Origin of the sequence: Aureliella helgolandensis (genome assembly GCF_007752135.1) — a bacterium.
Lineage (GTDB): Bacteria > Planctomycetota > Planctomycetia > Pirellulales > Pirellulaceae > Aureliella > Aureliella helgolandensis.
Genome location: NZ_CP036298.1, coordinates 891,033 through 917,964, shown reverse-complemented (window position 1 = coordinate 917,964; position 26,932 = coordinate 891,033). Strand labels below are relative to the sequence as shown.

General features: G+C 56.3%; 19 protein-coding genes. 9 read left to right on the top strand and 10 right to left on the bottom strand.

All coding sequences use genetic code 11. The annotated features are described in order from the left end of the window. Nucleotides 1-36: 36 nt before the first annotated feature. Complete coding sequence (locus Q31a_RS03315) at nucleotides 37-1,416, bottom strand: S26 family signal peptidase (RefSeq protein ID WP_197356142.1); 1,380 nt, start codon at nucleotides 1,414-1,416, stop codon at nucleotides 37-39. Between the two features lie 175 nt (nucleotides 1,417-1,591). Here Q31a_RS03315 and leuC point away from each other — a divergent pair, with 175 nt between their 5' ends. The 4 genes from leuC (at nucleotide 1,592) to Q31a_RS03295 (ending at nucleotide 6,945) form a co-directional block, all read left to right on the top strand. Beyond that, nucleotides 1,592-3,013 (top strand): 3-isopropylmalate dehydratase large subunit, encoded by a 1,422-nt coding sequence (leuC, locus tag Q31a_RS03310; RefSeq protein WP_231691045.1) that lies wholly within the window; start codon nucleotides 1,592-1,594, stop codon nucleotides 3,011-3,013. Nucleotides 3,014-3,135: 122 nt separating this feature from the next. Further along, nucleotides 3,136-3,738 (top strand): 3-isopropylmalate dehydratase small subunit, encoded by a 603-nt coding sequence (gene leuD, locus Q31a_RS03305; protein WP_145073954.1) that lies wholly within the window; start codon nucleotides 3,136-3,138, stop codon nucleotides 3,736-3,738. Between the two features lie 272 nt (nucleotides 3,739-4,010). Beyond that, nucleotides 4,011-5,030 (top strand): sugar phosphate isomerase/epimerase family protein, encoded by a 1,020-nt coding sequence (locus Q31a_RS03300; protein WP_145073952.1) that lies wholly within the window; start codon nucleotides 4,011-4,013, stop codon nucleotides 5,028-5,030. Nucleotides 5,031-5,592: 562 nt separating this feature from the next. Further along, nucleotides 5,593-6,945, top strand: coding sequence for a Gfo/Idh/MocA family protein (locus Q31a_RS03295; protein WP_145073949.1), 1,353 nt, complete (start codon nucleotides 5,593-5,595; stop codon nucleotides 6,943-6,945). Between the two features lie 126 nt (nucleotides 6,946-7,071). Here the strand turns inward: Q31a_RS03295 and Q31a_RS03290 are convergent, their stop codons facing one another. Continuing rightward, entirely contained in the window at nucleotides 7,072-10,197 is a 3,126-nt protein-coding gene (locus Q31a_RS03290) for a PVC-type heme-binding CxxCH protein (RefSeq protein WP_145073946.1), read from the bottom strand. 233 nt (nucleotides 10,198-10,430) lie between these two features. Here Q31a_RS03290 and Q31a_RS03285 point away from each other — a divergent pair, with 233 nt between their 5' ends. Then, a complete protein-coding gene (locus Q31a_RS03285; RefSeq protein WP_197356140.1) occupies nucleotides 10,431-12,131 on the top strand; it encodes a CRTAC1 family protein in 1,701 nt (566 codons plus the stop codon). A 68-nt stretch (nucleotides 12,132-12,199) separates the two neighbouring features. Then, nucleotides 12,200-13,633 carry a hypothetical protein gene (locus Q31a_RS03280; protein WP_197356138.1) on the top strand — a complete coding sequence of 478 codons (1,434 nt, stop codon included), beginning with the start codon at nucleotides 12,200-12,202 and terminating at the stop codon, nucleotides 13,631-13,633. A gap of 69 nt (nucleotides 13,634-13,702) precedes the next feature. Here Q31a_RS03280 and Q31a_RS03275 read toward each other — a convergent pair whose 3' ends face one another. Further along, nucleotides 13,703-14,422 carry a 7-carboxy-7-deazaguanine synthase QueE gene (locus tag Q31a_RS03275; RefSeq protein WP_231691044.1) on the bottom strand — a complete coding sequence of 240 codons (720 nt, stop codon included), beginning with the start codon at nucleotides 14,420-14,422 and terminating at the stop codon, nucleotides 13,703-13,705. Between the two features lie 59 nt (nucleotides 14,423-14,481). Between Q31a_RS03275 and queF the strand changes: the two genes are divergently transcribed. From queF to Q31a_RS03260, 3 genes are all read left to right on the top strand, one after another. Beyond that, the gene (queF, locus tag Q31a_RS03270; protein WP_145073940.1) at nucleotides 14,482-14,841 is read left to right on the top strand and encodes a preQ(1) synthase; all 360 of its coding nucleotides are present in this window, start codon (nucleotides 14,482-14,484) and stop codon (nucleotides 14,839-14,841) included. Between the two features lie 318 nt (nucleotides 14,842-15,159). Further along, a complete protein-coding gene (locus Q31a_RS03265; RefSeq protein WP_145073937.1) occupies nucleotides 15,160-16,170 on the top strand; it encodes a TIM barrel protein in 1,011 nt (336 codons plus the stop codon). Further along, nucleotides 16,145-16,870: a class I SAM-dependent methyltransferase gene (locus tag Q31a_RS03260; RefSeq protein WP_145073934.1), complete on the top strand. Its 726-nt coding sequence runs from the start codon at nucleotides 16,145-16,147 to the stop codon at nucleotides 16,868-16,870. Before Q31a_RS03265 ends, Q31a_RS03260 begins: the two co-directional genes overlap by 26 nt. Here Q31a_RS03260 and Q31a_RS03255 read toward each other — a convergent pair. The 7 genes from Q31a_RS03255 to Q31a_RS03225 form a co-directional block, all read right to left on the bottom strand. Beyond that, nucleotides 16,867-20,358, bottom strand: a complete 3,492-nt coding sequence (locus tag Q31a_RS03255; RefSeq protein ID WP_145073931.1) for an efflux RND transporter permease subunit — start codon at nucleotides 20,356-20,358, stop codon at nucleotides 16,867-16,869. The genes Q31a_RS03260 and Q31a_RS03255 overlap by 4 nt on opposite strands. A gap of 70 nt (nucleotides 20,359-20,428) precedes the next feature. After that, nucleotides 20,429-21,712, bottom strand: coding sequence for an efflux RND transporter periplasmic adaptor subunit (locus tag Q31a_RS03250; protein WP_145073928.1), 1,284 nt, complete (start codon nucleotides 21,710-21,712; stop codon nucleotides 20,429-20,431). Nucleotides 21,713-21,933: 221 nt separating this feature from the next. Next, nucleotides 21,934-22,398 (bottom strand): response regulator, encoded by a 465-nt coding sequence (locus Q31a_RS03245; RefSeq protein WP_145073925.1) that lies wholly within the window; start codon nucleotides 22,396-22,398, stop codon nucleotides 21,934-21,936. A 130-nt stretch (nucleotides 22,399-22,528) separates the two neighbouring features. Continuing rightward, entirely contained in the window at nucleotides 22,529-23,497 is a 969-nt protein-coding gene (locus tag Q31a_RS03240) for a serine O-acetyltransferase (protein ID WP_145073923.1), read from the bottom strand. A 233-nt stretch (nucleotides 23,498-23,730) separates the two neighbouring features. Further along, nucleotides 23,731-24,180, bottom strand: coding sequence for a hypothetical protein (locus tag Q31a_RS03235; RefSeq protein ID WP_145073921.1), 450 nt, complete (start codon nucleotides 24,178-24,180; stop codon nucleotides 23,731-23,733). A 694-nt stretch (nucleotides 24,181-24,874) separates the two neighbouring features. Next, the gene (locus Q31a_RS03230; protein WP_145073919.1) at nucleotides 24,875-25,600 is read right to left on the bottom strand and encodes a hypothetical protein; all 726 of its coding nucleotides are present in this window, start codon (nucleotides 25,598-25,600) and stop codon (nucleotides 24,875-24,877) included. A gap of 3 nt (nucleotides 25,601-25,603) precedes the next feature. Beyond that, nucleotides 25,604-26,449, bottom strand: coding sequence for a ParA family protein (locus Q31a_RS03225; protein ID WP_145073917.1), 846 nt, complete (start codon nucleotides 26,447-26,449; stop codon nucleotides 25,604-25,606). Between the last annotated feature and the right edge of the window lie 483 nt (nucleotides 26,450-26,932).

Below are 26,932 nucleotides of genomic sequence, written 5' to 3'. Positions count from 1 at the left end.
GTCCAGTGCCCAGTGCCTACGGCCAGTGCTTAGGGCTTAGGGAACGGTCGCGGTTACGTCGCCCAAAATCTGCGATTGAGGAACCGGCCCCAAGCCATTGCGACTATCGCTGGAAACCACTTGGTTATCGCCCAGCAATAGATATTCATCGGGAGCCAACTGCGGAAATTCCTGCTCAGCATCGGGTTGTGGGTAGCTACGTAGCACCATGTCGCGCGCAATCTGCATGCTCTCAATCTCAGGCATAGCCTGCCGCTGGCGAGGGCTGTCTGCGGCGGCGGACAGCGCATGCAAACTCAATTCAAAATCGGCGGCGATTTCTGATCGAGCCTGCCACACTGAGGACAGATCCTCAACTTGCACCTGAGCGCTGTCGCAATCGCTGAGCAAGCGTCCATCGCAAATCGCCAAACGAAGCGACTTGCGCATTTCCAGCGCGAGGCGGACCTGCTGCGACTGGATCACCAAACGGGATTCCTTGGCATGCAAGTCACGAATCTCATCCACTGGATCGATCCTCACAATCAGCTCACGCCCATAACACCGACCACGGATTTCCAAGGGGTGAGCCAACGCTTGCTTCAGTTCCAGGGTGCACATCCAATCGTGCACAGGGACCGGTTGGTAGGAAAACGGCTGATTCCATGGATCCTCGTCAACCAAACCGCTGGCGACCAACCATGTTGCCGATCGCCCCTCGCCCGGATGAACGCGTCCATGCCGTTGGAATTGCCATCGCCATTTGCTATCCAAGGGAAAACCTGCGCTGGCCAGGGGGCGTAGCATGGGGCTTGCTTGCGAGTCCGGAAAAACGGCAATGGGGACGGCCACCTGCTCCAGTTCCGCGAAACCTTTTTGAAACCACTTACCGTCGATCCACAGTTCCCCTTGCCGAATGGCAACACTCTCTCCAGGTAGCCCCCAAACGCGTTTGACTTGCACCGCCGCTTGCTTGGACGCTCGAAAGCCGACCACCGCTAAACGCGGGTGCTTCCGCGCTATGGGGGTTGGCGAAAGCAATACGCGTTGGCCAGCGATCGTCTCCTCGGTGAGCAGGCAGACACCACCACAGCGATAACAACGAACGGGGAAGCGCAGCGTTTCCGCCTGCCACGGCACCTGCCCCAGCTCTCCACACTCCTCGCACCGCACTACGGATTGAGGGCCCAGAAGAGTCGGCTCCATTGAGTTGGATGCCACCCGCAACTGAAGCGGTGTGACGGAGGACCGAGCCAGGACATCTGTTTCCCGAGACGAACACCCACCCCCCACAAAGACCAATCCAACCAGCGTGAGGCACTGCGTTAGCCATGCTCGCGGAGTGTTACGGACAGCGCGTGGGGTCGATCGAAAAGGAAAGCTCGACCACACCAAGGTGCGCAACACCGCCCTTAAGGACTCTAACTGCGAAAACATCCTCCCATCGCTCCTCAGATTTCTCAAGGCGAAAACAACGTCGCTTGACAGTTTGCAGCTTCCCGTCGATCCTTGAGCATTCGCAACGTGGAGGCTAACGATTCGACGAGCCTCCCTTTTTCCATTCTAGCGTTTCCCTGCCCCAAGCAACTGGGGCTACTGTAGGTCAAAAGTTATGAGTAGCAACGTGGCTGCACCGCGAACCATGTTCCAAAAGATTTGGGACGAACATGTGGTCCATTCTGAGCCTAACAAACAGTCGATTATTTATATTGACCTACAGCTGGTGCATGAGGTCACGAGCCCGCAAGCCTTTGAAGGCCTGCGACTGGCGGGCCGCAAGGTGCGCCGCCCAGAACGCACGATCGCCACACCGGATCACAATGTCCCAACTTCCAACCGCAACCTTCCGATCGCAGATCCAATTGCGCGACAGCAAGTCGATACGCTGCGCAACAACTGTCGCGAATTCGGAGTCAAACTCTATGACTTGGGCGATAGCCACCAGGGAATCGTGCATATCATTGGCCCTGAATTGGGCTACACCCAACCTGGGATGACGATTGTCTGCGGTGATAGTCACACGGCTACACACGGTGCCTTTGGGGCCTTGGCCTTTGGAATGGGCACGAGTGAGGTCGAACATGTTTTGGCCACGCAAACGTTGCTGCAATATTACCCCAAGACCTACGAGCTGCGCGTCGGCGGGCAATTGAGCGAGGGAGTCACCGCCAAGGATTTAATCCTGTATCTCATCGGCCAAATTTCGATGCATGGTGGGACCGGCTACGTTCTGGAATACACGGGGTCTGCCATCCGCAGCCTGTCGATGGAAGAGCGGATGACGGTCTGCAACATGTCGATCGAAGCGGGCGCGCGGGCCGGCATGATAGCACCCGATGAGACAACGTTTGACTACTTGCGTGGCCGCCCCCACGCTCCTCAAGACTTTGAAGCCGCAGTGCAGCGGTGGAAGAGCTTGCCGAGTGATCCAGGTGCGCACTACGACAAAGTTAGTAAATTTGACGGGGCAGACATTGAGCCCCAAGTTACCTGGGGAACCAACCCTGGTCAGGTCAGCTCCATTTCGGCAGCGGTACCCAACCCAGCCGACTGCGGTGACGAGACGGAGCAGAAGTCGACAGCAGCGTCGCTCGAATACATGGGCCTCAAAGCGGGCACTCCCCTGTCAGAGATTGATCTCAACCGGGTCTTCATCGGTTCGTGCACCAACGCCCGCATTGAAGATTTACGGGCCGCCGCCAAGGTCGCCAAAGGCTATCGAGTCAGCTCGAAGGTCAACGCAATGGTGGTTCCAGGTAGTAGCCAAGTTAAGTTGCAAGCCGAGCAGGAAGGCCTCGACAAGATCTTCTCAGAGGCTGGTTTTGACTGGCGAGAAGCTGGTTGCAGCATGTGCCTAGCCATGAATCCCGATCGCCTCGAACCAGGCGAACGCTGCGCATCGACCAGCAATCGCAATTTCGAAGGTCGACAAGGCAAGGGCGGACGAACCCACTTGGTTTCTCCCGCCATGGCCGCCGCAGCAGCCATCAAGGGACATTTCAACGATATCCGCCAATGGGATTACAAAGCCTAGGGATTTCGTCAACATCAAGAATGGGAATGCAGCGTGGCGGGGAGAAGGTGCCCGGCGGCTGTTGCTCGGTTCTTGTTGGATACCATTACACACATGCATGCATTTAGAGTGAACCAAAGACTATGCAACCCTTTACGAAGTTAACTGGCGTCGTAGCTCCCCTGGAACGTTCCAACATCGATACGGACCAGATTATTCCCAAGCAATTCCTCAAGCGGATCGAGCGCACGGGGTTTGGCCAATTCCTATTTTTCGACTGGCGTTTCAAGGATGATGGCTCGGACAATCCGGACTTTGAGCTCAATCAGCCGGCAGCCAAGGGTGCTCAAATCCTGCTCGTCCAACGCAATTTCGGCTGTGGCTCAAGTCGTGAACATGCGGTCTGGGCACTGGAAGACTACGGCCTGCGAGTTATCCTCGCCCCTTCCTTTGCAGACATTTTCTTTAACAACTGCTTCAAGAACGGCGTGCTTCCGATCAAGCTTTCGGAGAGTGTCATTGAGGAGCTGTTTGCCAAGGCGCGAGAGCACGCCCCTTACCAAATGACGGTCGATCTCGAGACTTGCACGCTCAGCGACGAATACGGCCTGTCTCTGGAATTCGAAGTCCAAGCATCGCGTCGCCACAGTCTCCTCAATGGACTGGACGACATTGCCATGACGCTGGAAATGGAAGACAAGATCACCGCCTACGAAGTGGCGCACGGCATTGCCTCCGGCGCCTAAACGGTGACACCAGTTCGCAGCACTGCACCGCGTTCCCAGGCTCTTCCTGGGAACGTCCTGCCCGCCAAGCTCCGTCTCGACCGACAACTTGTTGCAGGCAATCTCTGCCATGCGGTGGCCCGCGAGACAGAGTCGACGAGCTCGACGGAAACAACTTGAGCGGCGGGGCCGCTGACCTGCAGGGACTGCAGCAGGTGGGTAGAGTATGGCCGGCGAGCCTACTACAATCGGGGCATCCTCTAGTATCCCCGACCCCATCGAGAAGCCCTACCATGCAACCTCATTCCGCATTGAAACGTCGTGAATTGCTCACTTACGCTGCCTTTGGGAGCGCAGCATGGGCGGCAGTCGGTCAGTCAGGCTCGGCCTCAGAGGGTGACGCCAGCAGCGGAGTCGCCGGCGAACTAGCGACGCGGCCCGTCTACAACATGAAGAAGTCGATCAATCTTTGGGCGTTTCCCTACCCCGATAAAATGTCCCTACGACAATGCATGGAGTTGGCCAAGCGCGCGGGCTTCGATGGCATTGAATTGAACTACGACCTCGAAAGCGACCTTTCTCCTCAATCGGGCACCGCAGAGTTTGAAGCGATTCGTCGCATGGCAGAAGATATTGGCATCGCGATTAGCGGGCTATGCTCTTTCCTCTTTTGGCCCTACCCGCTGACCAGTAATGATCCGCAAGAGCGGGCTCGCGGAATGGAGCTGGCAGGCCTCATGACGCAGGCAGCCCATGATTTGGGGACCGAGAATCTCTTGGTAGTTCCAGGGGCCGTGCACATGCCTTGGCGCCCAGAGCATGATCCCACCCCCAACGATGTCTGCCATGCTCGAGCTCGGGCAGCCATCGAAAAACTTCTGCCCCAAGCGGAGAAGCTGAACGTCCACTTGAATATGGAAAACATTTTCTTCAATGGCTTTCTCATGTCTCCCATGGAAATGGCTGATTTTGTGGACAGTTTTTCAAGCCCGTATGTACAGGTGCATTTTGACACGGGCAACATTATGGAATACCAGTTCCCCGAACACTGGATTCCCATTCTTGGACAGCGCATCAAAAACGTCCACCTTAAGGAGTTCACCAAAAAGGGAACGGACCACAGCCTCGAAGCGTTTCGACCGCTGCTGGATGGTACGACGAATTGGCCAAGTGTCTTGTCCGCCTTCGATCAGATTGGATACGACGGCTATTTGACCTTCGAGTACTTCCACCCCTACCAGCACTTCCCAGAAGCGTTGATCTACCAAACCGCCGATTCTCTCGACCGCATGCTGGGGCTCAAACAGGGATAACCCGAATCGCTCCCTGCAGCAGTAGCGCTTCGGCCCTCGCAGGGCCGCGGCGGAAACACCTGGCGGACGAGGCGGCGAGTTTCCCACGCTTATCGCACTCGGCGTGCTTTATCCACGACCGAGAGGGGGCCTGCCCACACTGCTCCCCAGCTCAATTTCGACCTTTTGCGCCGGTTTAGCTTGCAGCAACGCCATCTAGCGGTACAATGAAACACACTGATGGCATGCTAAGGCCAATCAAACTGCTTTAACGTTGCATTTGCACCCAACCGGACATTCGGTAGCTGTCTGGGTTGGACTGTGGGTCGACCGTCGCGTTTATTCATCAAAAAAGTAGTGGACCTAGCAAGCACAGCTGCCTCCCCTCCCCAACACTTACCGACGTACAAAACTAATCGTGCCATCAGATCCCGCACGACCCTTTTCCAATCGCTGGGTACCCTCACTCGGCGAGATTAGTTTTGTACGTTAGTTTCTTCTCCCCTCAATCCTGTGTACCATTGAACTGGTAGACGATCTGCATCGTCACAATTCAAAAAACACGTCTTGGTAACCAGTGTCTATGGCTGAACCCGCAAAAGATCGGCTGCGTTCCACCCCCGTACCTAACGACGACTCCCGCCGCGAATTCTTGCGAGGCTCATCGTTGCTACTGGCCGGTGCCGTGCCCGCCGTGCTGGGAGCCAGTCCTACACCCGCCGCCGTGGGGGCGACCGCTCGCTCCAGCAGCTGCCTACTACCCCAGCGGACGCTGCGAGTCGGTTTGATCGGCTGCGGACGCCGCGGCGTCCAATTGTGCACACAGCTATTCAAAGCGGCCCCTCATGCTCGACTCAGAGCCGTCGCGGACGTCTTCGAGGACCGACTGCAGCAGTCATTGCGCGGTATGAAGAGCCGTTTCTCCGAACAATTCGCGATCCAGCCGCAACATCGCTACGTGGGACTCGATGCGTTCCAACAACTCCTGTCCAGCGACGTAGACCTAGTCGTGCTGGCCACCGCACCAGGTTTTCGCCCGCAGCATATGATGGCTGCCGTCGATGCCGGCAAACATGTTGTCGCAGCTCGAGCAATCGCAACCGATGTCGCCGGCGTCGAACAATTCCTTTCCGCAAGCCGCCTGGCGCATCAAAAGCAATTGGCCGTCAGCGTGGCGCTCGACCAACGTCACGATCCCCGCATCGCCGCCACGGTCGCCCAGCTTCACGCGGGAGCGATTGGTACCATCTCTACCATCTCCACCCACTGTACTGCCCCGGCACTTCCCTCTCGATCGAGCACCCCGTCGAACCACAATTCGAACACCCACTTGGAGGACCAGCTCCGAAATTGGATGCATTTCGATTGGACCGGCGGCGGGGGGATGCTGGAAACATTCGTCGATCGAATGGACCTTTGCAATTGGATATTGGATGGCAACCCCCTTGAGGCGGAATGCGTCGGCGAAATAGCGCCAACGCAGTCGCTGCACCAAGTGGACCGCCCTGTAGCAATTACCTACCGATACGCCGGTGGAGTGCAGGTCGATGCATGCTGGAAGCCTGCGGGAATCAAACCCAATCATCCTGTCCAGCAACGCTCCTCGACAACACCCTATCCCGTCGCCGTTTATGGCAGTCGGGGCTGGTGCGACGTCTTAGCTGGAAAGATTTACGACCAGCACCATCAGCTGATCTGGGAAACGCGACCGGCATTGCGGGAGACTGCGTCCAATGGCAATCAGGGACTGGTTGGGTCTCAGGCTGGAACAGCGGGAGCTCCGGCTGGACAGCTCGCTTCACCTTGGACATGGCTACATGGAGCTCCCCTTCCCCAGGACGGAGAGCACGCAGCCTTCGGCACCATGGCAGCTATCCTTGGGCGTACGGCCGCAATCAGCTCTCAAGTCCAAACCTGGCCTTCCGCGCCGGCTTGATGAAACAGCCCCCAGCCGTAACGGCCTGTTAAAACAGTAACTCGTTGCGTGAGCAGGGAAAGGCGGTTCCCCTACAGGGCAATTAGGGATCTTACCACCGGAGGAGGAGGAGGAGAGTGAACCGAGCTACGGAGTGCTAGGGGCTGCGGTTTGCTGCTGCTTGAGATAGGCCACCAAGTCGGCAAGTTCTTCACCGCTCCAGGTCGCATCGAGCCCGGCAGGCATGATCGATGTCAAACTGGCTTGCATTTCCTCAATATCGTTGCGGGCAATTCTTTCCAGCGCCCCCGTCTGCTGTTGCAGGAAAATCTCTTCCGTCGTTTCACGCACGATGACGCCACTCAAAACCCGTCCATCGGTCAATGCCACGGCGTAGGGTTCATAGTCACGAACGATGGTGGCCGACGGGAAAACGACTGACTCCAACAAAGCCTGAGGACTGCGATTGGCGCCGATGGTCGTCAAATCGGGGCCAACGGCAATCCCTTGCTTACCAATCTGGTGGCATGCTCCACAGCGAGATTTCTCGTCCCAAAACAACTTCTTTCCACGCTCTGCATTGCCGGCCGCCAACAGGGAAAGATAGCGATCTAGCTTCACTAGTTTGTTCGCTTCCGCTTGTTGAATTTTTTGCAAAATAGCGTTGGCCTGCGGCAGTGCTTCGACGGGATAGGCCTTGATCATATCGGAGAATTCATGCGGCGGTATGAGAGTCAAACTGCGTGCCGAACCGATCGCATCCAAGTAGACACCAGCCTGAACAGCGTCGTCAACGCGAGCATAAGGGGACAGCAGTGCCCGGAGTGAATCGGGACTAGCCGTTCGAAAATGGGGCAACAATTCCAGCTTCTGAGCCTTGGAGAGTGAAGCAGTGCCCAGTCGCTGAGCGGCCTCTAGGCTGGCTGCATAAGTGCCCGCAGTCCACTCCTGTACCAACAACTCGAAGGCTTCCTTGGTCAGTGTCGAGGCATTGCCACTTAGAGTCTGAGCAAGCGTGACACGCAATAGGATGGGCAGGGAGGGATCCATGCTTAAGTCCTGCAGTTGCGAGTCGAAAGCGGCAGTATCCATGGCTGCAATTGCCTCAATCGCCAACGGCAGCGTGGCAGCCTCTCGCTCTTCGAGCATGCGGGCCAGGGGCGCCTGCCAGCTTGGATCAAAATCAATCTTCTGTCGGGCCGCCAATGCATGCAAGATGAGCGAGCGAGTCGATGCGGAGAGGGCTGGATCGTTGAGGTGCCTACCGACCAACGCACGCACCTGGGGTTGCTCAACGAACTGGGCCAGCAGCCGCTGCGTCGTCGCGTGCTCCAGTGGCATTCCCTTACTTCGCTGCAATAGTGGTCCCAGGAGTTGAGCCGCCTGAGGCTGCCATTCTGGATGCTCTAAGAAAATTTCAGCCGCAGCCCGTTGGAGATTAGCATCCCTCGTTAGAGCCAAGGGCATGACCTCCTCAACCTGCAAATCTCCAGCATCCATCTGATCGAGTGCAATCAGGCTCCCTTGCTGAACTCGCGGACTGGCCTGCTGGAGCCCTCGTCGCGTTGTGGGAGGATCATTAATTTCAATCAGCGCATAGATTAGCGAGTGTTCTTCCGTGCGATCAACCGCCTGCTCGAGGGCGTCCAGCAAAGCAGCTACGGCTGCAGAATCGCCAAGGCGTCCAATGGCAGTGGCGCATTCACGCCGAACCTCCGGCCGATGATCTTGCAGCAACGGCAGCAGCTCTTCCAACACTTTCGAATTGGGATAGGTAGCAAGACTGCGACAAGCGGTTTGACGCATGTCAGGTAGAGAGTGTTGCAAGGCAGCCACAATCGCTGCCCATGCTGCATGACGCGTTTCCGACTCACTGGCAGCAGAACCCACAATTTGAGTCAGTGCCCAAAGAGAATTTTGGGCGGTGCGTAATTCACCTTCCTCAGCTTTGCTCGCCAGCAGAGGGATAACTCCAGGTGAGCGAGCCGCACAAGCAGCAATGGCCCGCTGGCGAACCACAAATCGCGAATCCCCCAGCAACTCCACCAACTTATCGTCCGGCAGGTCGTCCCACAGGATCTGCATTCCACGCGGGTCCGCAACTACGGCAGCCTCCTTGAGACGAATGCGGTAGATAGCACCCAGCACATCGGGCTTGGCGAACTGAGAGGTTGGGCAACCGCGATAGAACCATCCGCCGGTATCAACGACTAAAAGACTACCATCCGCGTCTTCTACAATGTCAGTCGGATGGAATTCCGGACTAGGTGAAGAGAGAAACTCACGCTGCACGACGTTGAACGATGCGCCCTCACGCTGGAGCTGCAATCGAACGACCTTCCCAATATTGAAGAAGGTTGCCAAAAAGCTATTTTGCCATTCTGGCTGTCCGACGGAATTGCGAACTCGCATGGTTCCAGAGACAGCCACATGCCCGAAGTCATGGATGGGTCCCAAGAACTCACCCGTCGTTTTCAGCTCCTGGCGCACCCGCTCGCGGTGAGGATAAGCGCCACCGTAGAGCCAGTGGACCAGTGCATCAACGCGCGGCCGAGTGCGAAGGATGTTGACGGTACCCAGCATTTCACCGGTATCGGTGAAATCAACTTCTACGGGATTGTCCATCCCACCGCCGGCATGCAGTCGAAGGTCCGAGCCATTGGGCAGACAGCTAAAGAGGTACGAACCAAAACGCTCGCTCTGAACCGCCCCTGCATCATCTTTGATCTCATGGCCATGAAAACCGTCGCACCAGTAGATACGACCATCGGGACCATTAACGCAACCGTGGATACTAGCTGCATTTCCGGTGTACCCAAAACCGGACACCAGGATTTTTCGATCATCTGCAACGCCGTCGCCCGTGGTATCAGCCAAACGCCAAATGTTGGGAGGGGAGGCTACGTACAAAGCCCCATTGTGCCAAGCACCTCCCATTGGAAATGTCATCTTGTCCGCAAAGACGGTGTGCTTGTCAAAACGCCCATCTCCATCACTATCCACGAGCATCCGAATCGAATTGGGGAGACTCTCCTCCAACTCAGCGGCAGACATATTGACCCCAGCATTCTCGCAAACAAACAACCGCCCCGACTCGTCAAAGGTTGCAAAGGTTGGGTGTTCGACCAACGGCGACGCAGCCACCACCTCCACCTCGTATCCCTCTGGAACCACCAAGTTGGCAGGAACGAACTCGGAAGCTGAGGCAACGCGTAATGTAGCCAGAAGACAAACCGTGATCACGGCGAGCGCAATACGCTGCGTAGGTTGCATAGGAAGGTTCCATCAATGGTTTTTAGGTGGGCTTTCCCACAAATTCTAACACAGTGTGGCAGGGCGTAAGACGCGCCTCAGCCGGGACCATTTTGTGGAAAAGCCTAGTTGCTTCTCTTTTGGGAAGCGTACAATAAGGTATTGTCAGGTGGTAACAATCTTTATCGTGGAAAAATGCGTTGCAAATCGTTTTCCAAGCAGGCACTGCAGCTCAAGCAATGGTCCTAACATCAATGCGATTTACTGCGTTGCTGGCGCTGGGCCTAGCCCTCTGCGGCTGCAAGCAGCAGGTGAAGACACCCACGAAGAACTGGACCGAAGATGGGTCCGGCCAAGCTGAAGCCGAGCATCTCTTCGACTTTCGCGACCATACCGTGGAGAGTCTCGTTCGGGCTGTCTATGATAACGGCGAAGGTGCAGGCGAGTTCAGTATCGTCGAGTCGCTGGGGGGGGGAGTCGCCGCCTTGGACTACGATCGGGATGGCTCCATCGATCTCCTCTTTCCTGGTGGCGGAAGTATCCAGCGAGACGAACCGTTGACGGGCCTACCCTCGACCCTTTGGCGTCAACGGGATGGCCTGCAGTTTCGCGACTGTACGGAGCTCGCGCACCTAGTGCCGCCGAAGCAATATTCCCATGGATGCACCACAGGCGATTTCGACAATGATGGTTTTGATGATGTGCTGATCACTGGCTATGACGACCTACAATTGCTGCACAACCTAGGGGATGGAACGTTTGCCGAGACAGCACTGACCGCCACTCCAGAAAATTATTCCTGGAGTTCGAGTGCGGCTTGGGGAGATTTCAATGGCGATGGCAACCTCGATCTCTATATCGCCAACTATGTGGATTGGTCTTGGGAGAACCATCCAGCTTGCCCCTCCGGCACCCCGGGTGTGATGGATGTGTGTACCCCCAACGACTTTAGCGGACTGAACGACACGCTCTATTTCAGCAACGGAGATGGAACCTTTCGCCGCGCAGACGAATCCAGCGGCCTGGAAGCGGGTGGCAAGGGGCTGGGAGTTTTGGTGGCAGATTTCAATTCGGATGGGCATGCCGACATCTACGTCGCCAATGACACCACCAACAATTTCTTATACCTCAATGACGGCACCGGGAGTTTTCTTGATGCCGGATTGATGAGCGGGACCGGACTCGATGGCAGCGGCACGCCCAATGGAAGCATGGGCATCGCCCTGCTCGACTTCGACCAGAATTTAGAGCCAGACTTGTGGGTCACGAACTATGAAAACGAGAGCTACGCACTCTACGAAAATAACGGTGATGCCAGATTTATGTGGGCCACCGAACGGGCGGGGCTCAATTCCCTAGGCAATTTGTTTGTCGGCTTTGGCACCATCGCGGCAGATCTCGACTTGGATGGCGACGAAGACCTAGTCGTCACCAATGGCCATGTGATGATCCATCCCAAGCAATCTCGGACTGAACAACAGAGTCTCTTACTCGCGAATTCGGAAGTTGGCGATTCACGACGACTTGTACGTCAAGAATTCAGCGCCGATAGTTTTTTCAGCAAGTTCCATCGGGGACGCGGATTGATTTGTGGAGATCTCGACCGAGACGGCGACCTGGATTTGGTCTACTCCCATACGCAAGAGCCGGCGGCTATCCTGCTCAACGAAACCCAAACCACAGGAAAACTCCTGAGCGTGGATTTGGTGGGAACGAAAAGCAATCGCAATGCAATTGGAACCCGGGCCATTCTCCATACGAACCGCGGCAAGTTCCTCAGGTCAGTCGTCGGTGGCGGCAGCTACCTCTCCCAGAATCCATACACCTTGCACTGGGGAATACTCCCGGATGAAGTTATCGAGCGACTCGAAATCTACTGGCCAAGCGGAATACTCCAGAGCGTGACTAACCTACATGCAGGAGCTCCCCTATCGATCCTCGAAAGCCCCCAGTAGCGATGCATGGGAGTTCCGACCGACAGATCCCTCCCCGTCCTTGCAGGCGCCTACCCAAGCAGATACCGATGAAGAATTCCCGTGAATTTAAGAGGATGCTGTGCATTGCTGGCCTGCTGATGTGGGCCATGGCGGCGTCCCATTCCACCACCCTACGCGCTGATGACTTGAAGACACCTTACCGAATTCAAGTTGTGGACGAGGACTCGGGATGGCCCGTTCCGCTCGTTGAACTCAAAACGACCAACGAACTCCGCTTCATCTCCGACAACGCAGGGGTCATCGCCATCGACGCCCCCTCCTTGATGGGACATGAAGTCTGGTTCACCGTGGTCGGACATGGCTATGGCGTCCCACCCGATGCCTTTGGTTACCGCGGGATCCGCTTGACCCCACTGCCTGGAGAGTCTGTACAGGTTCCTGTTACTCGATTCAGCTTGGCCAAACGCATCGGTCGCCTGACTGGCAGCGGATTGTTCGAGGAGAGTCAAAAATTGGGAGAGGAAGCGGACTGGATCGATGCTCCTCTAGCGGGCTGCGACAGCGTGCAAACCGCCATGCATCGTGGAAAATTGTTTTGGGCCTGGGGGGATACAAAATTCGCGAACTACCCCTTGGGCGTCTTTGACATGATCAGCGCTACCACCGATTCTAAGCCACTAGATTCCCAGCAGCCGCCACTTCATCCGCGTTTCAACTACTTCACTTCCTCCAAGGGCAAACCTAGGGCAGTAGCGGACATGCCCGGCAATGGACCTACTTGGCTTACCGGATACGCCAGCCTCAAGGACGCCGCCGGGACGGAACATCTGGTAGCAACCTATCGTAAGATCGAAGGGCGATTGGACACCTACGAGATAGGCTTGTGCGTTTGGAACGAAGCCACCCTTGAGTTTGATCACCTGAGAACAGTATGGAAAAAGAGCTCCGGCGAACCACCACCGTTTTGGACGCGGGAAGGGCATGCCGCCCTCGAGACAGACCATCAGGGAGTTGAGTGGTTGTATGTAGGGAACCCACTACCGCACACGCGAGTTCGCGCGACCTTCGAGGCGTGGCAACAGCCGAGCGAGTGGGAGGAGTTGACTCCGCCAACCTCCCTTGGCGTGGTCGACAGCCCACGCGAGGTTCAACCCCATTCGGGATCCATCGCATGGAACGCATACCGCCAAAGGTGGGTCACGGTGTTCATGCAGAAATTTGGAACCCCCTCACCATTCGGCACGCTGTGGTACGCAGAAGCGGTTTCCCCCACGGGGCCCTGGGGACCTGCGGTAGAGATCCTGAGCCATGAAAACTACACCTTTTACAACCCTCGCCTGCATCCAGAGTTCACGGAGCCCGACAGCTCTGTTCTATTTTTTGAAGGGACCTACACGGCGCAATTTTCCGACCACGCCCATCCAACGCCCCTGCACGATTACAACCAAATTCTCTACCGACTGGATCTCGATGAAATGGCGTTGCCCGCTGCATCCCCGGCTGCTCTTCCAAGCAACTGAGCTTCCAGGCTGCTGAGCTTTAACCGGCAGCTAGGCGGGCGCTTCGTTCGACAATGGGGCATGCGACAATTACGTGCCTCGGCGATTGCCGAACCAGTGGATATGGGCCCGGGGACAGAAACGCAAATCATGCTGCTCGCACCAGGGGATTAACCAGGCGGCTTGTCGATCGAGTTCGACTTTCTCCGTCCCTTGTGGCATCAACAACACGCGCTGACCTTCAAAATCTCCCAGACGATCGAGGTAGGTCAGCACTTCATCAGCGTCGGCAGGTGTATCGACGACAAACTTCAGCTGGTAGGGATGGGCGGTCATCAATTGCCGCACGACCTCCAATCGTTCGCGTCGAGCATTGTGAGTCGCGAACCAACCACCGGGCGACCCCACGGGCGCGGAACTGCTCAATTTGGGGCTGATCGACATCAAATCGCAAGCCACTTCGTGGAAAATGGTCCCCGCCGTCTCGATCGTGATATGCCGGCCGGCCTCTCGGAACTCGCCGCATAGAGTTGGCAAATTGCTATAAATCATCGGCTCTCCGCCGGTCAAGACGATATGCGAGTGCCCCAGCGCCAGAGTCTGCTCAACGACCTGCTCTAGCTCTAGGAACTCCCCTTCTGGTTCCCAAGAGGCAAACCGCGTATCGCAAAACCAGCACCGCAAATTGCAGCCACTGGTCCGCACAAAGATGCTCGGCGTACCGGTCAGCACTCCTTCGCCCTGAATGCTGGCGTAGATCTCGCTGATCCGCAGTTTAGCCCCCTTTCGATTTGCAGCGTTTGATTTCATACTTCCAAGCTATTGTTTGTTGAGGCTTGTACTGTTACTGAACTGAGGAATTCTCTCCTGTGGCTACCCCCTTTCAAGATCAACTGGAAGTTTTTGACAATAGTTTCCCAGATCGCGAGTACGAAATCGAAATAACTTGTCCTGAATTCACCTCCATTTGCCCCATGACAGGCCAGCCCGATTTTGGCACGCTGATCTTTCGGTATGTCCCCGGAGCGAAATGTGTTGAACTGAAGAGCCTCAAACTCTACCTGCAAAAGTTCCGCAATGAAGGTATTTTCTACGAGAATGTTACCAATCGCATTCTCGATGACTTTGTGGAAATGCTCAAGCCTCGACGATTGACGCTTGAGAGTCACTGGGGCCCACGTGGCGGAATCTCTTCGGTAATCACCATCGATTACGAAGAAAACAGCTAAGCCCAGCGTTTGGGGGCAACTCCAGCCCACACGTTCGCCAGCCGCTTGCCGATTTGCGAGCCCTTTGGCGATTGCCGCAAAGCCATCGCCCCCCAATGTTCGCAGAAGCGTCAACCGTGCTAAACCTGATCGCGCTGCGGACGACAGCCAGTTGTCCCGCTGGGACGGAGGCAGAGTGGCTGTCTTGTGCTCGCCAAGCGTCCGTTGCCACTGAGGCGTGGAAGGGTTAACCTTGGGGGAATTCAATAGGTTCCCAATCGAACCCATTCGCAGTAATTTGTTGGTTTGCCCCATTCCAACCCACCTTGAACGAAGAAGATGTCGATGCTCAATCCAATTATCCTTAGCGGTTTCGCCGATGAGTCGGCAGAAAATAAGCAAGCCGAGCAACAGTTTGCTGCGATGGCGGCCGCGGGGCTCCAACACTACTCCATTCGCTTTATCGACGTGGGCGGAGGCATCAAGAATGCCATGGCACTCACCAAAGCCGAACTCAAGACGGTGGTAAAGCTGCAGGCCAATTACGGTTTGAGTGTAGCCACATTGGGTTCGCCCATTGGCAAAGTCAAGCTCTTGGATGTGGATGACGGGACTTCGAACAAGTTCATTCCGTTTAAGAATTACTTGGCCAAAGAGGTCAAGCACGCGTGTGACGTGGCCAATACGCTCGGCACCAAGCTCCTGCGAGGATTCTCCTTCTACCATCCGATGGGGACAGACCCAGCCGACCATCTCAATCAAGTCTCAGACCAGCTGGGGGCCATCGCCGAGGTGTGCGCAGCGGAGGGCCTCGTGTTTGGGCTCGAGGTCGAAGCCAATCTGGTGGGCCAGACCGGCAAGCTCTTGGCCAAAATTCACCGTCAAGTAAAAAACTCCTCCCTGGTGCTTATCTTCGATGGTGCCAATTTGGTTTGCCAAGGCATGACTCCCGATGAGGTGTTCGCAGAATACTTAGCCATGAAGCCAGGCTTGGGCTGGTTGCACATCAAGGACTATCGCCACAGCTCTGCCACCCAGCGCATGCAGCATGTCGATGAAACCTCGCTCAAGAACTTTGTACCCGCCGACCTGGGCGACACCGGTCACGAGGCCATCCTGCGCGATCTCGTCAACGAGCTCCCCAAGATCGAAAAGAGAATGAAAAAACTTGGGGCACCAGGAGTGATTTTCGATCTCGAACCGCACGTTAAGGGTGGTGGTCAATTTGGTGGATTTAGCGGACCCGACGGATTTGGCGTCGCCCTGCGTGGACTCTGCCGTCTGCTCGACTACACCGGCATCCCCTATCACCTCACCGACTTCGATGACATCCTCAAGCGACGTGACTAACGCATCTCAGCCACAGTGGCAAGAGCTGAAAGCTCTCATTGAACAGACCGTTCAGCTCGAACCGACTCCCATCCAATTGGGAGCCCGCGAGCTGACTTGGTATCGCGTTGCGAACCCCGACACGTTGCTCGAAACGGCGGTGGCGGGCTCTGTGGATGAGGCGGGCAAGCCCTTGCCGGCCGAGGAACTCGATCCCTTTTGGGCCGCGACTTGGCGAGCCGCGCTGGGGTTGGACCAATTCTTAGCCCGCTTAGATCTGTCGGGAACCCGCGTGCTCGAACTCGGTTGCGGGTCGGGCCAGGCCGGTGTTGGCGCCGCCCTCCGCGGCGCCTCGGTGACGATGACCGATGCGGTCTTGCTGGCGCTTCAAGTGGCCGAGCTCAATGCGCAATCGGTTGCCTCCCACGTCCGCTTTGAGCGGCTCAAGTGGGGCGTGCAGCAGCTGCCAGAGCCCCGGTTTCCGATCATCATCGGCTCCGACCTAGTCTACGACACCAGCCTCTTTGAAGTGCTCGATGAGTGCTTGCGACAGCATCTAGCTCCTCAGGGACGCGTCTACCTCAGTGAACCGCACCGGCACACGGGCGATTCCTTTGCCAAGTGGATTCGCCAGGCTGGCTGGGAAACCCAGGAACATGACCTGGACATGCAGGATGGACGCATTCCGGTGCGAGTCTTCGAGTGCGGTTTGCCTCTCTAGCGGGCCACCCTCTGAAACAACCCCATGACGAACTGCTTGGCATCCATGGTCAACACGAACACCGCCGGCACTAGGAAGAGCGTGAAGGCTGTCGAGAGGATTAGGCCACCGAGCACGACCGCCCCCAAACCTCGATAAAGTTCACTCCCCGCACCTGGAAATACGACCAGTGGCAGGAGGCCCAGTACGGTTGTTGTGGTGGTAATGAAAATGGGGCGAATGCGCGTTCGCACACTCTCGGGTACGGCTTGCCGCGGGGCCATTCCGTCGCGCATGTAATGCAGCGATTGGTGCACGATTAGAATTGCATTATTCACCACCGTCCCGACCAGAATGACGAAGCCCAGCATGGTCAACACGTCGAGCGACTGGAAAATAAAGAAGTTCAATACAAACAACCCCAGCACGCCCCCCACAGCTCCCAGTGGCACGGTCAGGATAATCACAAAGGGATAAAGCCACGATTCGAACAGTGCGGCCATCAACAGATAGGTGATTGCCAACGCTAGAGCCAGGTTCCAGCTGAGGGCGTCCCAGGCTTCGCGCAACTTATCAGCCGTCCCAGACAGACTCACCATGGTATCTCCATCGATGACTCCCTCTTCGTGCAATACATCGACAATCTGTTGATCAATTAATTGCATCGCTTCCTCCAGCGGCATAGTCAGCGGCGGAGTGACTGAAATCGTGATGGCTCTCAGACGCTCACGACGCATGATGGACTCAGGACCGCTGTTGATTTGCACATCGGCCACTGCCTCTAGCGGTACAATCTGACCAGAGGAGGTTGAGATCGGCAGCCAATTAATATCTTGCGTGCGTTGGGCGAAGGTATCGCCCCCCTTGATCGTGAGGTCGATTTTATCTCCATCGACGTAGTAGTCTCCCGCATAGGCACCGTCGATAAACGCGTCGACGGCATATCCCAACTCGGCTGCGTTGACTCCCATCTCGGCCGCTTCGATTCGCTTGGGATAGACATGCACTTCGGGACTGGCGATATCCAAACTAGGTTGTGGAGAGGCTTGCGCTGAAGGGATCAGCCGTTGCACATCGTCCATCACCCGCGTGCCCACGGCAATCAACTTATTGAGATCGCCACCGGTGATTTCAATGTCGATCGTTCGCCCACCGGTCAGTCCTCGCTCGAACAAACTGGACTGCTTCACCAGGGCGCGCGTGCCTTTAAACTTCGAAGCAGCTTCTCGGACCAGAGGAATCAGCTCCCGAATCCGACTTTCATCCGTGGTGCGGAATCCCATGAAGACCGAAGTGCCGCGGACCGCGTAAAAATAATAGTCGATGGTAGGGTAGGGCAGCAGGGCCGCTTCGGGACTTCCCGGATCCACGTCCCAGTAGGGTTGCAAGTCCTTCTCTAACCGCTCGCCCATGACCATCAATTGCTCGATATTGTAGCCCGGAGGTGGCGACAGGCTGCAGAACACAAAGTTGCGATTCCCCGATGGCAGATATTCGACTTTGGGCCACAGCAGATAGCTGACTGACAGGGAAAATAGAATCATGCTGACAACCAGCGCGATTGAGCGACTCCTGCGTTCAATCACCCACCGATTCATTCCTGCGATAAAACCGGCAAAGCGATTGCCGCCAGCTGTGATCAACCCAACCAACCGACCGCTGGACCTGGGTGCGCCGTCTGGCGCCGCGTCTAGCTCGCTAGAGGCGGTTTCCCCTGAGGATCTACGGTTGACTGTTTGGCTACCATGAAACAACCTCGCCGCAGCTGCAGGAATCATCGTGAAGGAGACGACGAGTGACAGCCCCACGGCGCAGCTGATCGCCAACGCGATATCTCGGAAGAGCTGTCCGGAGGTTTCCTGGACGAACAGAACCGGGACGAACACGGCGATGGTGGTAAGCGTCGAAGCGACCACGGCCCCCGCGACCTCCGCAGTGCCTCCCGAGGCAGCTTGAGCGGCAGACTCGCCCATCTCGCGGCGGCGGTAGATATTTTCGAGTACAACCACGGCATTGTCGACGAGCATTCCTACCGCAAACGCCAGCCCAGCCAAACTGATCACGTTCAGGGATCGCCCCATAAGCCCCAAGAGCAAGAACGTCCCAATAATACTGACGGGAATCGCGAGTCCTACCACCAGGGCACCGCGACCGAACCATAGCCCGCAAACCAGGGTCAACCCGACGGTTACCAGGAAGAACCAAGGAGAGATATACACCGATGCCAAAGCGCTGGCAGCCAAGACAGGGATAGCCAAGAGTGTCTTGCGGCCTAAGTGCAAGAAGAGCATCAGCACGATGATGGTCAACGCTCCCCCCACAAAGATATTCTGCTGCACGAGACTGATCGCTGATTTGATGTACTCTGTTTCGTCGTAGTACTGAAAGAGTTCGAGGCCCAGGCGATCGAGCAAGCCAGCATTCAAATCAGCGGTTACCTTTTGCACCCCTTTCATGACCTCTAGCACGTTGGCATCGGAGGAACGTCGCACACTCAGACCATTACTGGTGAGTCCATAGCGCCGTGAGAGGCTATCGGCCTTCTTATAAGAAACCACCACGTCAGCCACATCACGAACATAGATAGGGGTTCCTCCCTCGGACCGCAGAACTTGGGATTTCACGTGCTCTGGGCTGCGAAATTGGCCAAGCGTACGAATCACCCAACGTCGCTTGCCCTCCCAGAGCTCGCCCGCCGACGTGTCCCGATTATGCCCCATCAACGCGACTCGGACATCTTCAATGGTGAGCTGCCGCGAGGCCAGTCGCTCGGGATCGATGATGACTTGCAACTCTTCATCTTGGCCTCCGTAGGTCTCGGCCTCGGCAACCCCGGGCACTCGCTCAAACTGGGGCTCGATGAGGTCTTCTGCAAGTTTTCGAATCGCCTGCAAATCGGCTTCGGGGGGGAGCAATTCCACCAACTCAGGATGCTGCTCCTGCAATTCATTGTAGATTTCTTGCAATCGAAACACGCGCAATCCGGTGTTGACCGCTCGACGGGCTGGCTCAAGCGCTTCGGCCAATTCCGGATGCTCTAATTGAAAGGCTTCGATTGCCGCGATACTGGGTGGTCTAGCAGTCAGCGCAAAGCGAGCGATGGGGCTGTCCGCCACGCTCGAGGCTTCGATCACAGGTTCTTGAGCATTGACAGGGTACTCGCGAACTTGCTGCAGGCGTGTGTTCACACGCATCATGGCATCTTCGATGTTGGTCCCGACAGCGAATTCCAGCGTAATGCTGGAGGATCCAGAGCTGCAGGTGGAAGACATCTTGACCAAGCCTTCAACGGCGGCCAGCTGCTCCTCCTGCTCTTGCACGATCTCCCGCTCAATTTCTTGCGGACTGGCACCGGGCCAAGTGGTGCGGACCGAAAGAATTGGATTTTGCACCTCGGGAATGAGCTGCTTGGGCATTGTGATTAGAGAGATTGCCCCAAACAAAGAGACGAGCAATACGCCGACCGAGACTTTGACCGGGTTCTGAATGAACCAAACGAACAGTGACATGTGAATAGACTTGAATTGGAATTGGGCGTATGGAATTTAGTGAGGAAGTGTGCTTCACAGCCACTGGAGCTTAGTTCTTCGCGGTTTGCGAAATCACCTTGTTGGTCACACGAACTTGGCTGTTGGGAATCAAGCGTTCATTCCCCAACACCACCACTAAATCGCCTGCGGAGAGGTCACCAGTGACTTGAATCAATCCCTCCATGGCAATTCCCAGTTCCACGGGAACCTTGCGAACCGTCCCCGTCTCGCCACTACGCTCCATTTCCACGACAAACACGGACCGATCGAGCTGGTTGAGCACCAGCGCATCCTTCGGCACGAGTGGCAAGACTTGAGGTTTGCCGGTAGGTAGGTCGATGCGCGCCATCATGCCCGACAACAGCAGCGGGCTATCGTCAATGATTTCATTCTGTAGGCGAATGAGTACGGGAAACGTGCGGGCTCGCGAGTCGGCTACGGGAACAATCCGATGCACCACACCGGTAAGCAGCTTGTGAGGTAGCTCAGGGAATTCGACCCGCACCGTATCTCCCCGCTTCAGCTTGGTTGCGTTTTCGGCAGTGGTGGGCGCTTGGATCTCAACCTCTTTCAATTCGATCACTTCCGCAACTTGCCCTCCACTCTCGATCCAAGCTCCAATCTCCGTAAACTTGGCAGAGATAAAGCCATCGAAGGGAGCGATCATGGTGTGTTTGACAATTCGGTCCTTAATCACCAGCACATTCTGTTGTTGCAACTCCACTCGCGCTGCAGCTTGCGCAATCTGTTCGCTGCGAGGCCCCTTTTCAACGCGTGCCAATGTCGCTTCAGCGGCCGCATGCGTGTACTGCGTGAAGATGGAACGTTCACGTGCATCTTCGATGTCGGCATCAATGGCTGCGCCGGACGACATCAACTCCTCGAGCCGCTGCAGTTGTCTGGCAGCATTTTCCATGGCTGCTTTAGCCCCCAGAGAGCGTGCTTTCGCTTCGGCAATGTCCTCAACGCGAGAACCATTGACCATTTCGGCCAACTGCTGGCGGTAGAGTTCGAGCTCGGCCTCGGCGGCGGCCAACTCAAGTTCCAACGTATCCGTCCGGAGCTGCGCCAAGGGCTGGCCGGCTTCGACAGCATCGCCTTGATTGACGTAGACCTCCAGCACGCGGCCCGCCACCGCACTACCAACCATCGAGGTGCGCAGTGGGTTCACCGTCCCGATCACTCGGTAAGCAGTATCCACGGGGGTCTCGATTACGGCTGCAACTTCGACGAGCGGGAAGTCGGCCTGGGCTTTCAACTCGTTGGGTGAACAGACTAGCCCCCCCCAAGCAAGGAGGACGGAAAACACCAACCAATAAGGGCGTAGCAACATGAGGGAGGGCTTCTTCGGACGTAGGGCGGGAGAGGGGGAAGGCCCGGATGCTGGGGCATGGTAGACAGGCTGCCATTCAAACCGCTGCACATCCAGCAAACGAACCCCTCAATTATGCTTTATTTGCCCAAAGATTGCCCCCCAAAACTGCCGTAGCTTACGACAAATTAATGGAAACCCCGCGCCAGTGGCGGCAGAAGAGGGACGCCACTCCGAGAACCCTAGTTCAGACGAATCCAATCTGCCTGCATGTTCAGGTGGTTTTCAGGGGCGGTACCACGACTTCGCGCCAAATGGGGCATCCACAAGACCCGGTCCACCAGTTCCAATAGACCATGGGGATCAATCGGCTTGAGCAGACTGTAGACCCCACCCTGCGCCGAGAGCTTCTCGGTCCATTCCGCCTTCAATTCGGGCACGAGAAAGATAATGGGCGTGTCGCTCGATGTTGCATGACTTCGCAAGCGATGGGCGAAATGACAGCCCGATTCGAGCTCGTTGATCGACAGGACAATGACGTCCAAGGTCTGGTCGGCAATGGCGACATTGGCAACATCTTCGGTTCTAGCCAACACCGCTCGATATCCCTGCATATTCATGACCGACCCCATGGCCGTTAGCATCAAAGGATCCGATTCGATGACCAGAACCGTCGCGGTGACTTGATCAATGCGTGTAAAATTCATCGTATTCCCTTAGCTTTACGGCTGGTTGAATTAGAAGCGTCGTCAGTTTTACCAAGGGGCTAACACCGGGTTGCGGCAACCAATCCGGTCTTGCTCACGCGGCGGCGGACTACCCTACCGAACAAGCTGTTTAGATTTGGTAGTTCGTCTCCGGCTTCAAATCATCGGGGACTCCCCCTCGCACGCGCAAATTCGGCTTTTCCAGAGTGACGGTAGTATGAGGCGCTACCGCACTAGTAATCCACACAGAAGAACCAACGACGCTGTCATGCCCGACTACCGTGCGCCCACCCAGAATCGTTGCGTTGGCATAGATGACGACCCGATCTTCGATGGTCGGATGGCGTTTCTGCCCGCGAATCAACTGCCCATCGGGGTCTGTTGGAAAGCTAATTGCTCCGAGGGTAACACCTTGATAAATCTTAACGTTGGAGCCGATTTCGCATGTTTCTCCAATGACCACACCCGTTCCGTGGTCGATGAAAAAGTATTCGCCAACCTGAGCTCCAGGGTGCAGATCGATGCCCGTCTGCTTGTGCCCCCACTCCGTCATCATCCGCGGAATGAACGGAACCCCTAAGCGACGCAACTCATGCGCAATGCGGTAGATGGTGATCGCTTCCAAACCTGGATAGCAAAAAATGATCTCATCGCGACTACTAACCGCCGGGTCGCCGTCGTAGGCCGCTTCGACATCCGTGGCCAGCAAACGACGCAAGCGGGGAATCTGTTCCAAAAACCGAATGGCGATGGCCTGTCCCTTGGCTTCGTAATCGAGCTGGTTCTCACAATCACTCGATCGATTGTGCACCCGGTCGTCGTGATGCAAGGCGCGCCCGATCTGCGTGGTGAGCGAATCGTGTAGGGAATCAATTAAATTGCCAACATGGTAGGTCACGTTGCCAATGTGCAATCCCTCGCGCCGACGAAAGCCGGGATAGAGGATGTCGGTCAGATCCTCCACAATGGCCACGACCGAGTCGTATTTGGGCAGCGGACAATGCCCCAAATGATTGATCCGATCATCGGCGGTGTAGGTTCCCACGATCGACGAAACGAGTGTTGGAAGCTTTTCCTTCAGACGAAAATCGGATGCCATGATCAATTCCTTCAGTTCTGCGGAGGCAAGCAAATCCCGGCAGGGGAGGCAGGCGAGTTCCTGAAGCCGTACCGAGCAAGCAACTGCCGCTCAAGGACCACTCACTGCCTCATACCCTTCCCTATTGTTCGGTCGACAGAATTCTCAAATTCACAAGAATCCTTGCGGTCAATCGAAAGCCCGTATTATACCCAGACACCCAAGTTGAACGATTGCCCCAGCGCGCATTCGCTTTAGGACTGCGAGACGGTCGATTCCGATTCGGTAATCGACAATCGTAGATGAGGGACACTCCCTCCCATGGATTGGCTCGCCGCATGCTGCAAATTGCTGGCGAACGCTCGCATCCGCTCGCCCCATTCGGGGGCATTTCCCAACTCCTCATTGAGCCTGTCCGCCTGCATCCCGGTAACGCTCAGCGATTGTGTTCCGTCGGCGGCCAAATCAAAATTCAGCTGGAAGGGCTGCTCTTCGAGGCCCAGTTCACGAAACCATTGCCGCAGCTCGCCAGCCAAATCGGCTAGGGAACTCGGTGCATTCGACTCGCGATCCGCTGAACTGGCCTCTGCGGCAGCGCTGCCCGAAGCACCGGACAGTAGATTCGCAAAGTTCTGCCCCAGACCTTGAGCGACATCGACAACAGTGCTGGCGGTAGCTACCGCAGCTGGTGTTGCAAGCGACAAGAGAAGTGGACTGAAAGTCATGCGGCTGGATGGTGCTGAGTAGGTACCGAGGGGACTGGGAGCCGGCGGGCTCGTCGCAGCGCGCAGAATCCGACTCAGTCACAATCGTCAATTTCCCCACAATCGATCCAGCTTCATTGTGCGCAAAGTAGCAAAATCCAGCCGCCCAGCGGGCTGTGGCGAGGGCGGTCGTTCCGCATTCGAGTTCGCGGAGTGGACCAAGCGGTCTAGCTCACGAATCGGGCAAGTGTGTCGCACTCACTGGCTGGGCCAATTGTCTTTCTGCGTGGGCAGCGTGCACGTTCGCCAAAATGATCTTGCCAATGCCACAGGAGCCGCTAGCCCAAGAGATTGGATGTTCGAATCAAGTTGCATGTAACGCATCCCGTATTCCGCATACTGCTGAGCCCTGGCTTGGGGTTACCTACTTTTTGCACACCAATCGTACTCGTACGGAGTAAAACCGCACTCGCAATCAGAACTCCCCGAGTAGAAGTGCACAAGCACAAGCACGAGCACGAGTGGGAGTGGGAGTGGGAGTGACCTGGGTTTTGTCGCATGGTATTTCGGGAAGACCAGGGACCGTGCTACACAATCCTCAACCCAAAAAAATTCAATTGGGTTAGAAGCACTGGACCACTGCCGCAAAACTCGAGAGTTAGGTGGGGGGACCAAGACGGCGAGTTCCAACCGCTTAGCGACTGTGGTGGAGCAGTTTTTGGGGAGGAGGTTCTACATTCGAAATGCGGCCTAGGATGTTCTCCATCAAGCGATGTTCTAGATCGCGATCGCGGCCAATTTCGTACCACCCCAGCGTTACCGGCATTTGCCGCAATTGATTCTCATTGCGAACAATGGTTCCATCGTGCCGTTGGGCTAAGGCGCCCGCTGTAGAGAACTGCGACTGATCGACGTCCTCTTGCTCCTTGACCACACTGACGTCGATCAAATAGCCCCCAGCTTCGGGAACGACTCGAACATTGGCTGTGCGGCGGATGGTTTGAAACGTGCTCTGCAGACGCTCGAAACCACGGGCTGCATCGTTACGCCACGGTTCTAACGACGTTCCGCTGACCTCGGGGTAGGTGGACAAATTCCCTTCCAGCACGGTGAGATTGTTGCGCAACACGGGCTGTTCGGACCGAATTCGAAAATGGTCGTCCACGGTGTCCACGATCTGCCGCCAGAGGAAATCGGGGTCGACGTTCCCCACGTGCGCGGGATTGGCTACGGGGACTTCAATCGGCGCAGGCGGACCAGGGCCCAACCCCATCCCTTCTGGACCATAGGCCCATTGCCGGCAACCCATCGGAAACGCGCATAGCAAGGCAGCGGCCCACCCAAAGACCACGACGGACGATCGGCGCCGGGCACGCTGTGGACCGTCAGAGGCAGGCAAGCTGGGAGTAGGAGCCGTCATGAGCTAAGCAGCCTTGACGAGACCAATTTCCGCATCCGTCTCGTGCGGCCGGCTTGCGGAGGTTGAGACCCCCATCACTTCTTTGGCCAGTGCACGATAGTCCTCGGCGCCATTCGACGTAGGTGCATATTCCAGGATCGATTGACCGAAACTAGGCGCCTCCGCCAAGCGGATATTGCGTCGAACTCGAGTCTCATAAAACTTTGCGCCAGCCCAGATGCCCTGGGACTTCGACTGCATCGTCAGGAACTCGTCCACGTCACGGGTCACTTCGGCCGCCAATCGCGTACTCGACTCGTACATGCACAAGACTACACCCGAGAGATGCAGAGTTGGATTGAGCCGTTTGGCAACAATCTCAATCGTTTTCAGCAGCTTGCTAAGTCCGTGCAGAGCCAGAAAATGGGGCTGCAGAGGTAGGAAAACTTCCTGGACGGCTGTTAGCGCGTTAAGCGTCAGCACTCCGAGCGAAGGTGGGCAATCAAGAATCAGAAAATCAAACTGCTCGTCGTCCAATTCCAATTTATCGCGCAAGATAACTTCGCGTCCAACTTCGCCGGCCAATTCCATTTCGGCCGCAGCCAAATCTAGGTTGGCTGGAATGACCGCTAGATTATCGGTGACCCAATAGCGAGCGTCTGCAATCGTGGCATCCCCGCACAGGACGTCATAGACACTCGGTTGGTCGTTCAGCACCGAGAGGCCGAGGTGCAGCGAAGCGTGAGCTTGCGGGTCGAGGTCAAGCACGCAAACGCGAAAGCCTTGTTCCGCCAATGCGGCGGCCAGATTTACGGCGGAAGTTGTCTTACCAACGCCACCTTTTTGATTGATAACCGCTATCGATCGCATTGGCTGCACTCCTTGCTGAACATTGGGAAATTGGGGAAGCACCGAGCCACACTTAACTCTCCTGACGCGTCCGATGCTCCGCGACTATAGAACAAGTGCCGTCCACCCCGCTAGGTCGAATTCCGCAATGCCATCACCGGTTTGCTGCCCACCCCATATCTAGTGCAGCCCCTCCTGCAGACGCCGTTGCGAGGCCCTCTTTAAAGACGCGTGCTGCGTAGCCACATGAGTAGACGGCAAGGCTCAGTATTAAGAATACGCTAATGTAAACTTATACGCCGCAAATCCATCTCCAGCAAGGCGAATCCCCTCCCTTCGCCTCCGCCAAACAATAGATACCGAGCCCTCTCAATGGAAATTCCACCACCATTAGCAAACGCTGATCAACGTACCGCGGTCTCGCCACCAACCCCCACACTGGTCTCCAAAGCCTGCAAATTGCTTATTACCCATGCACTGAAGCACAATTGCTATGCAGTTTTT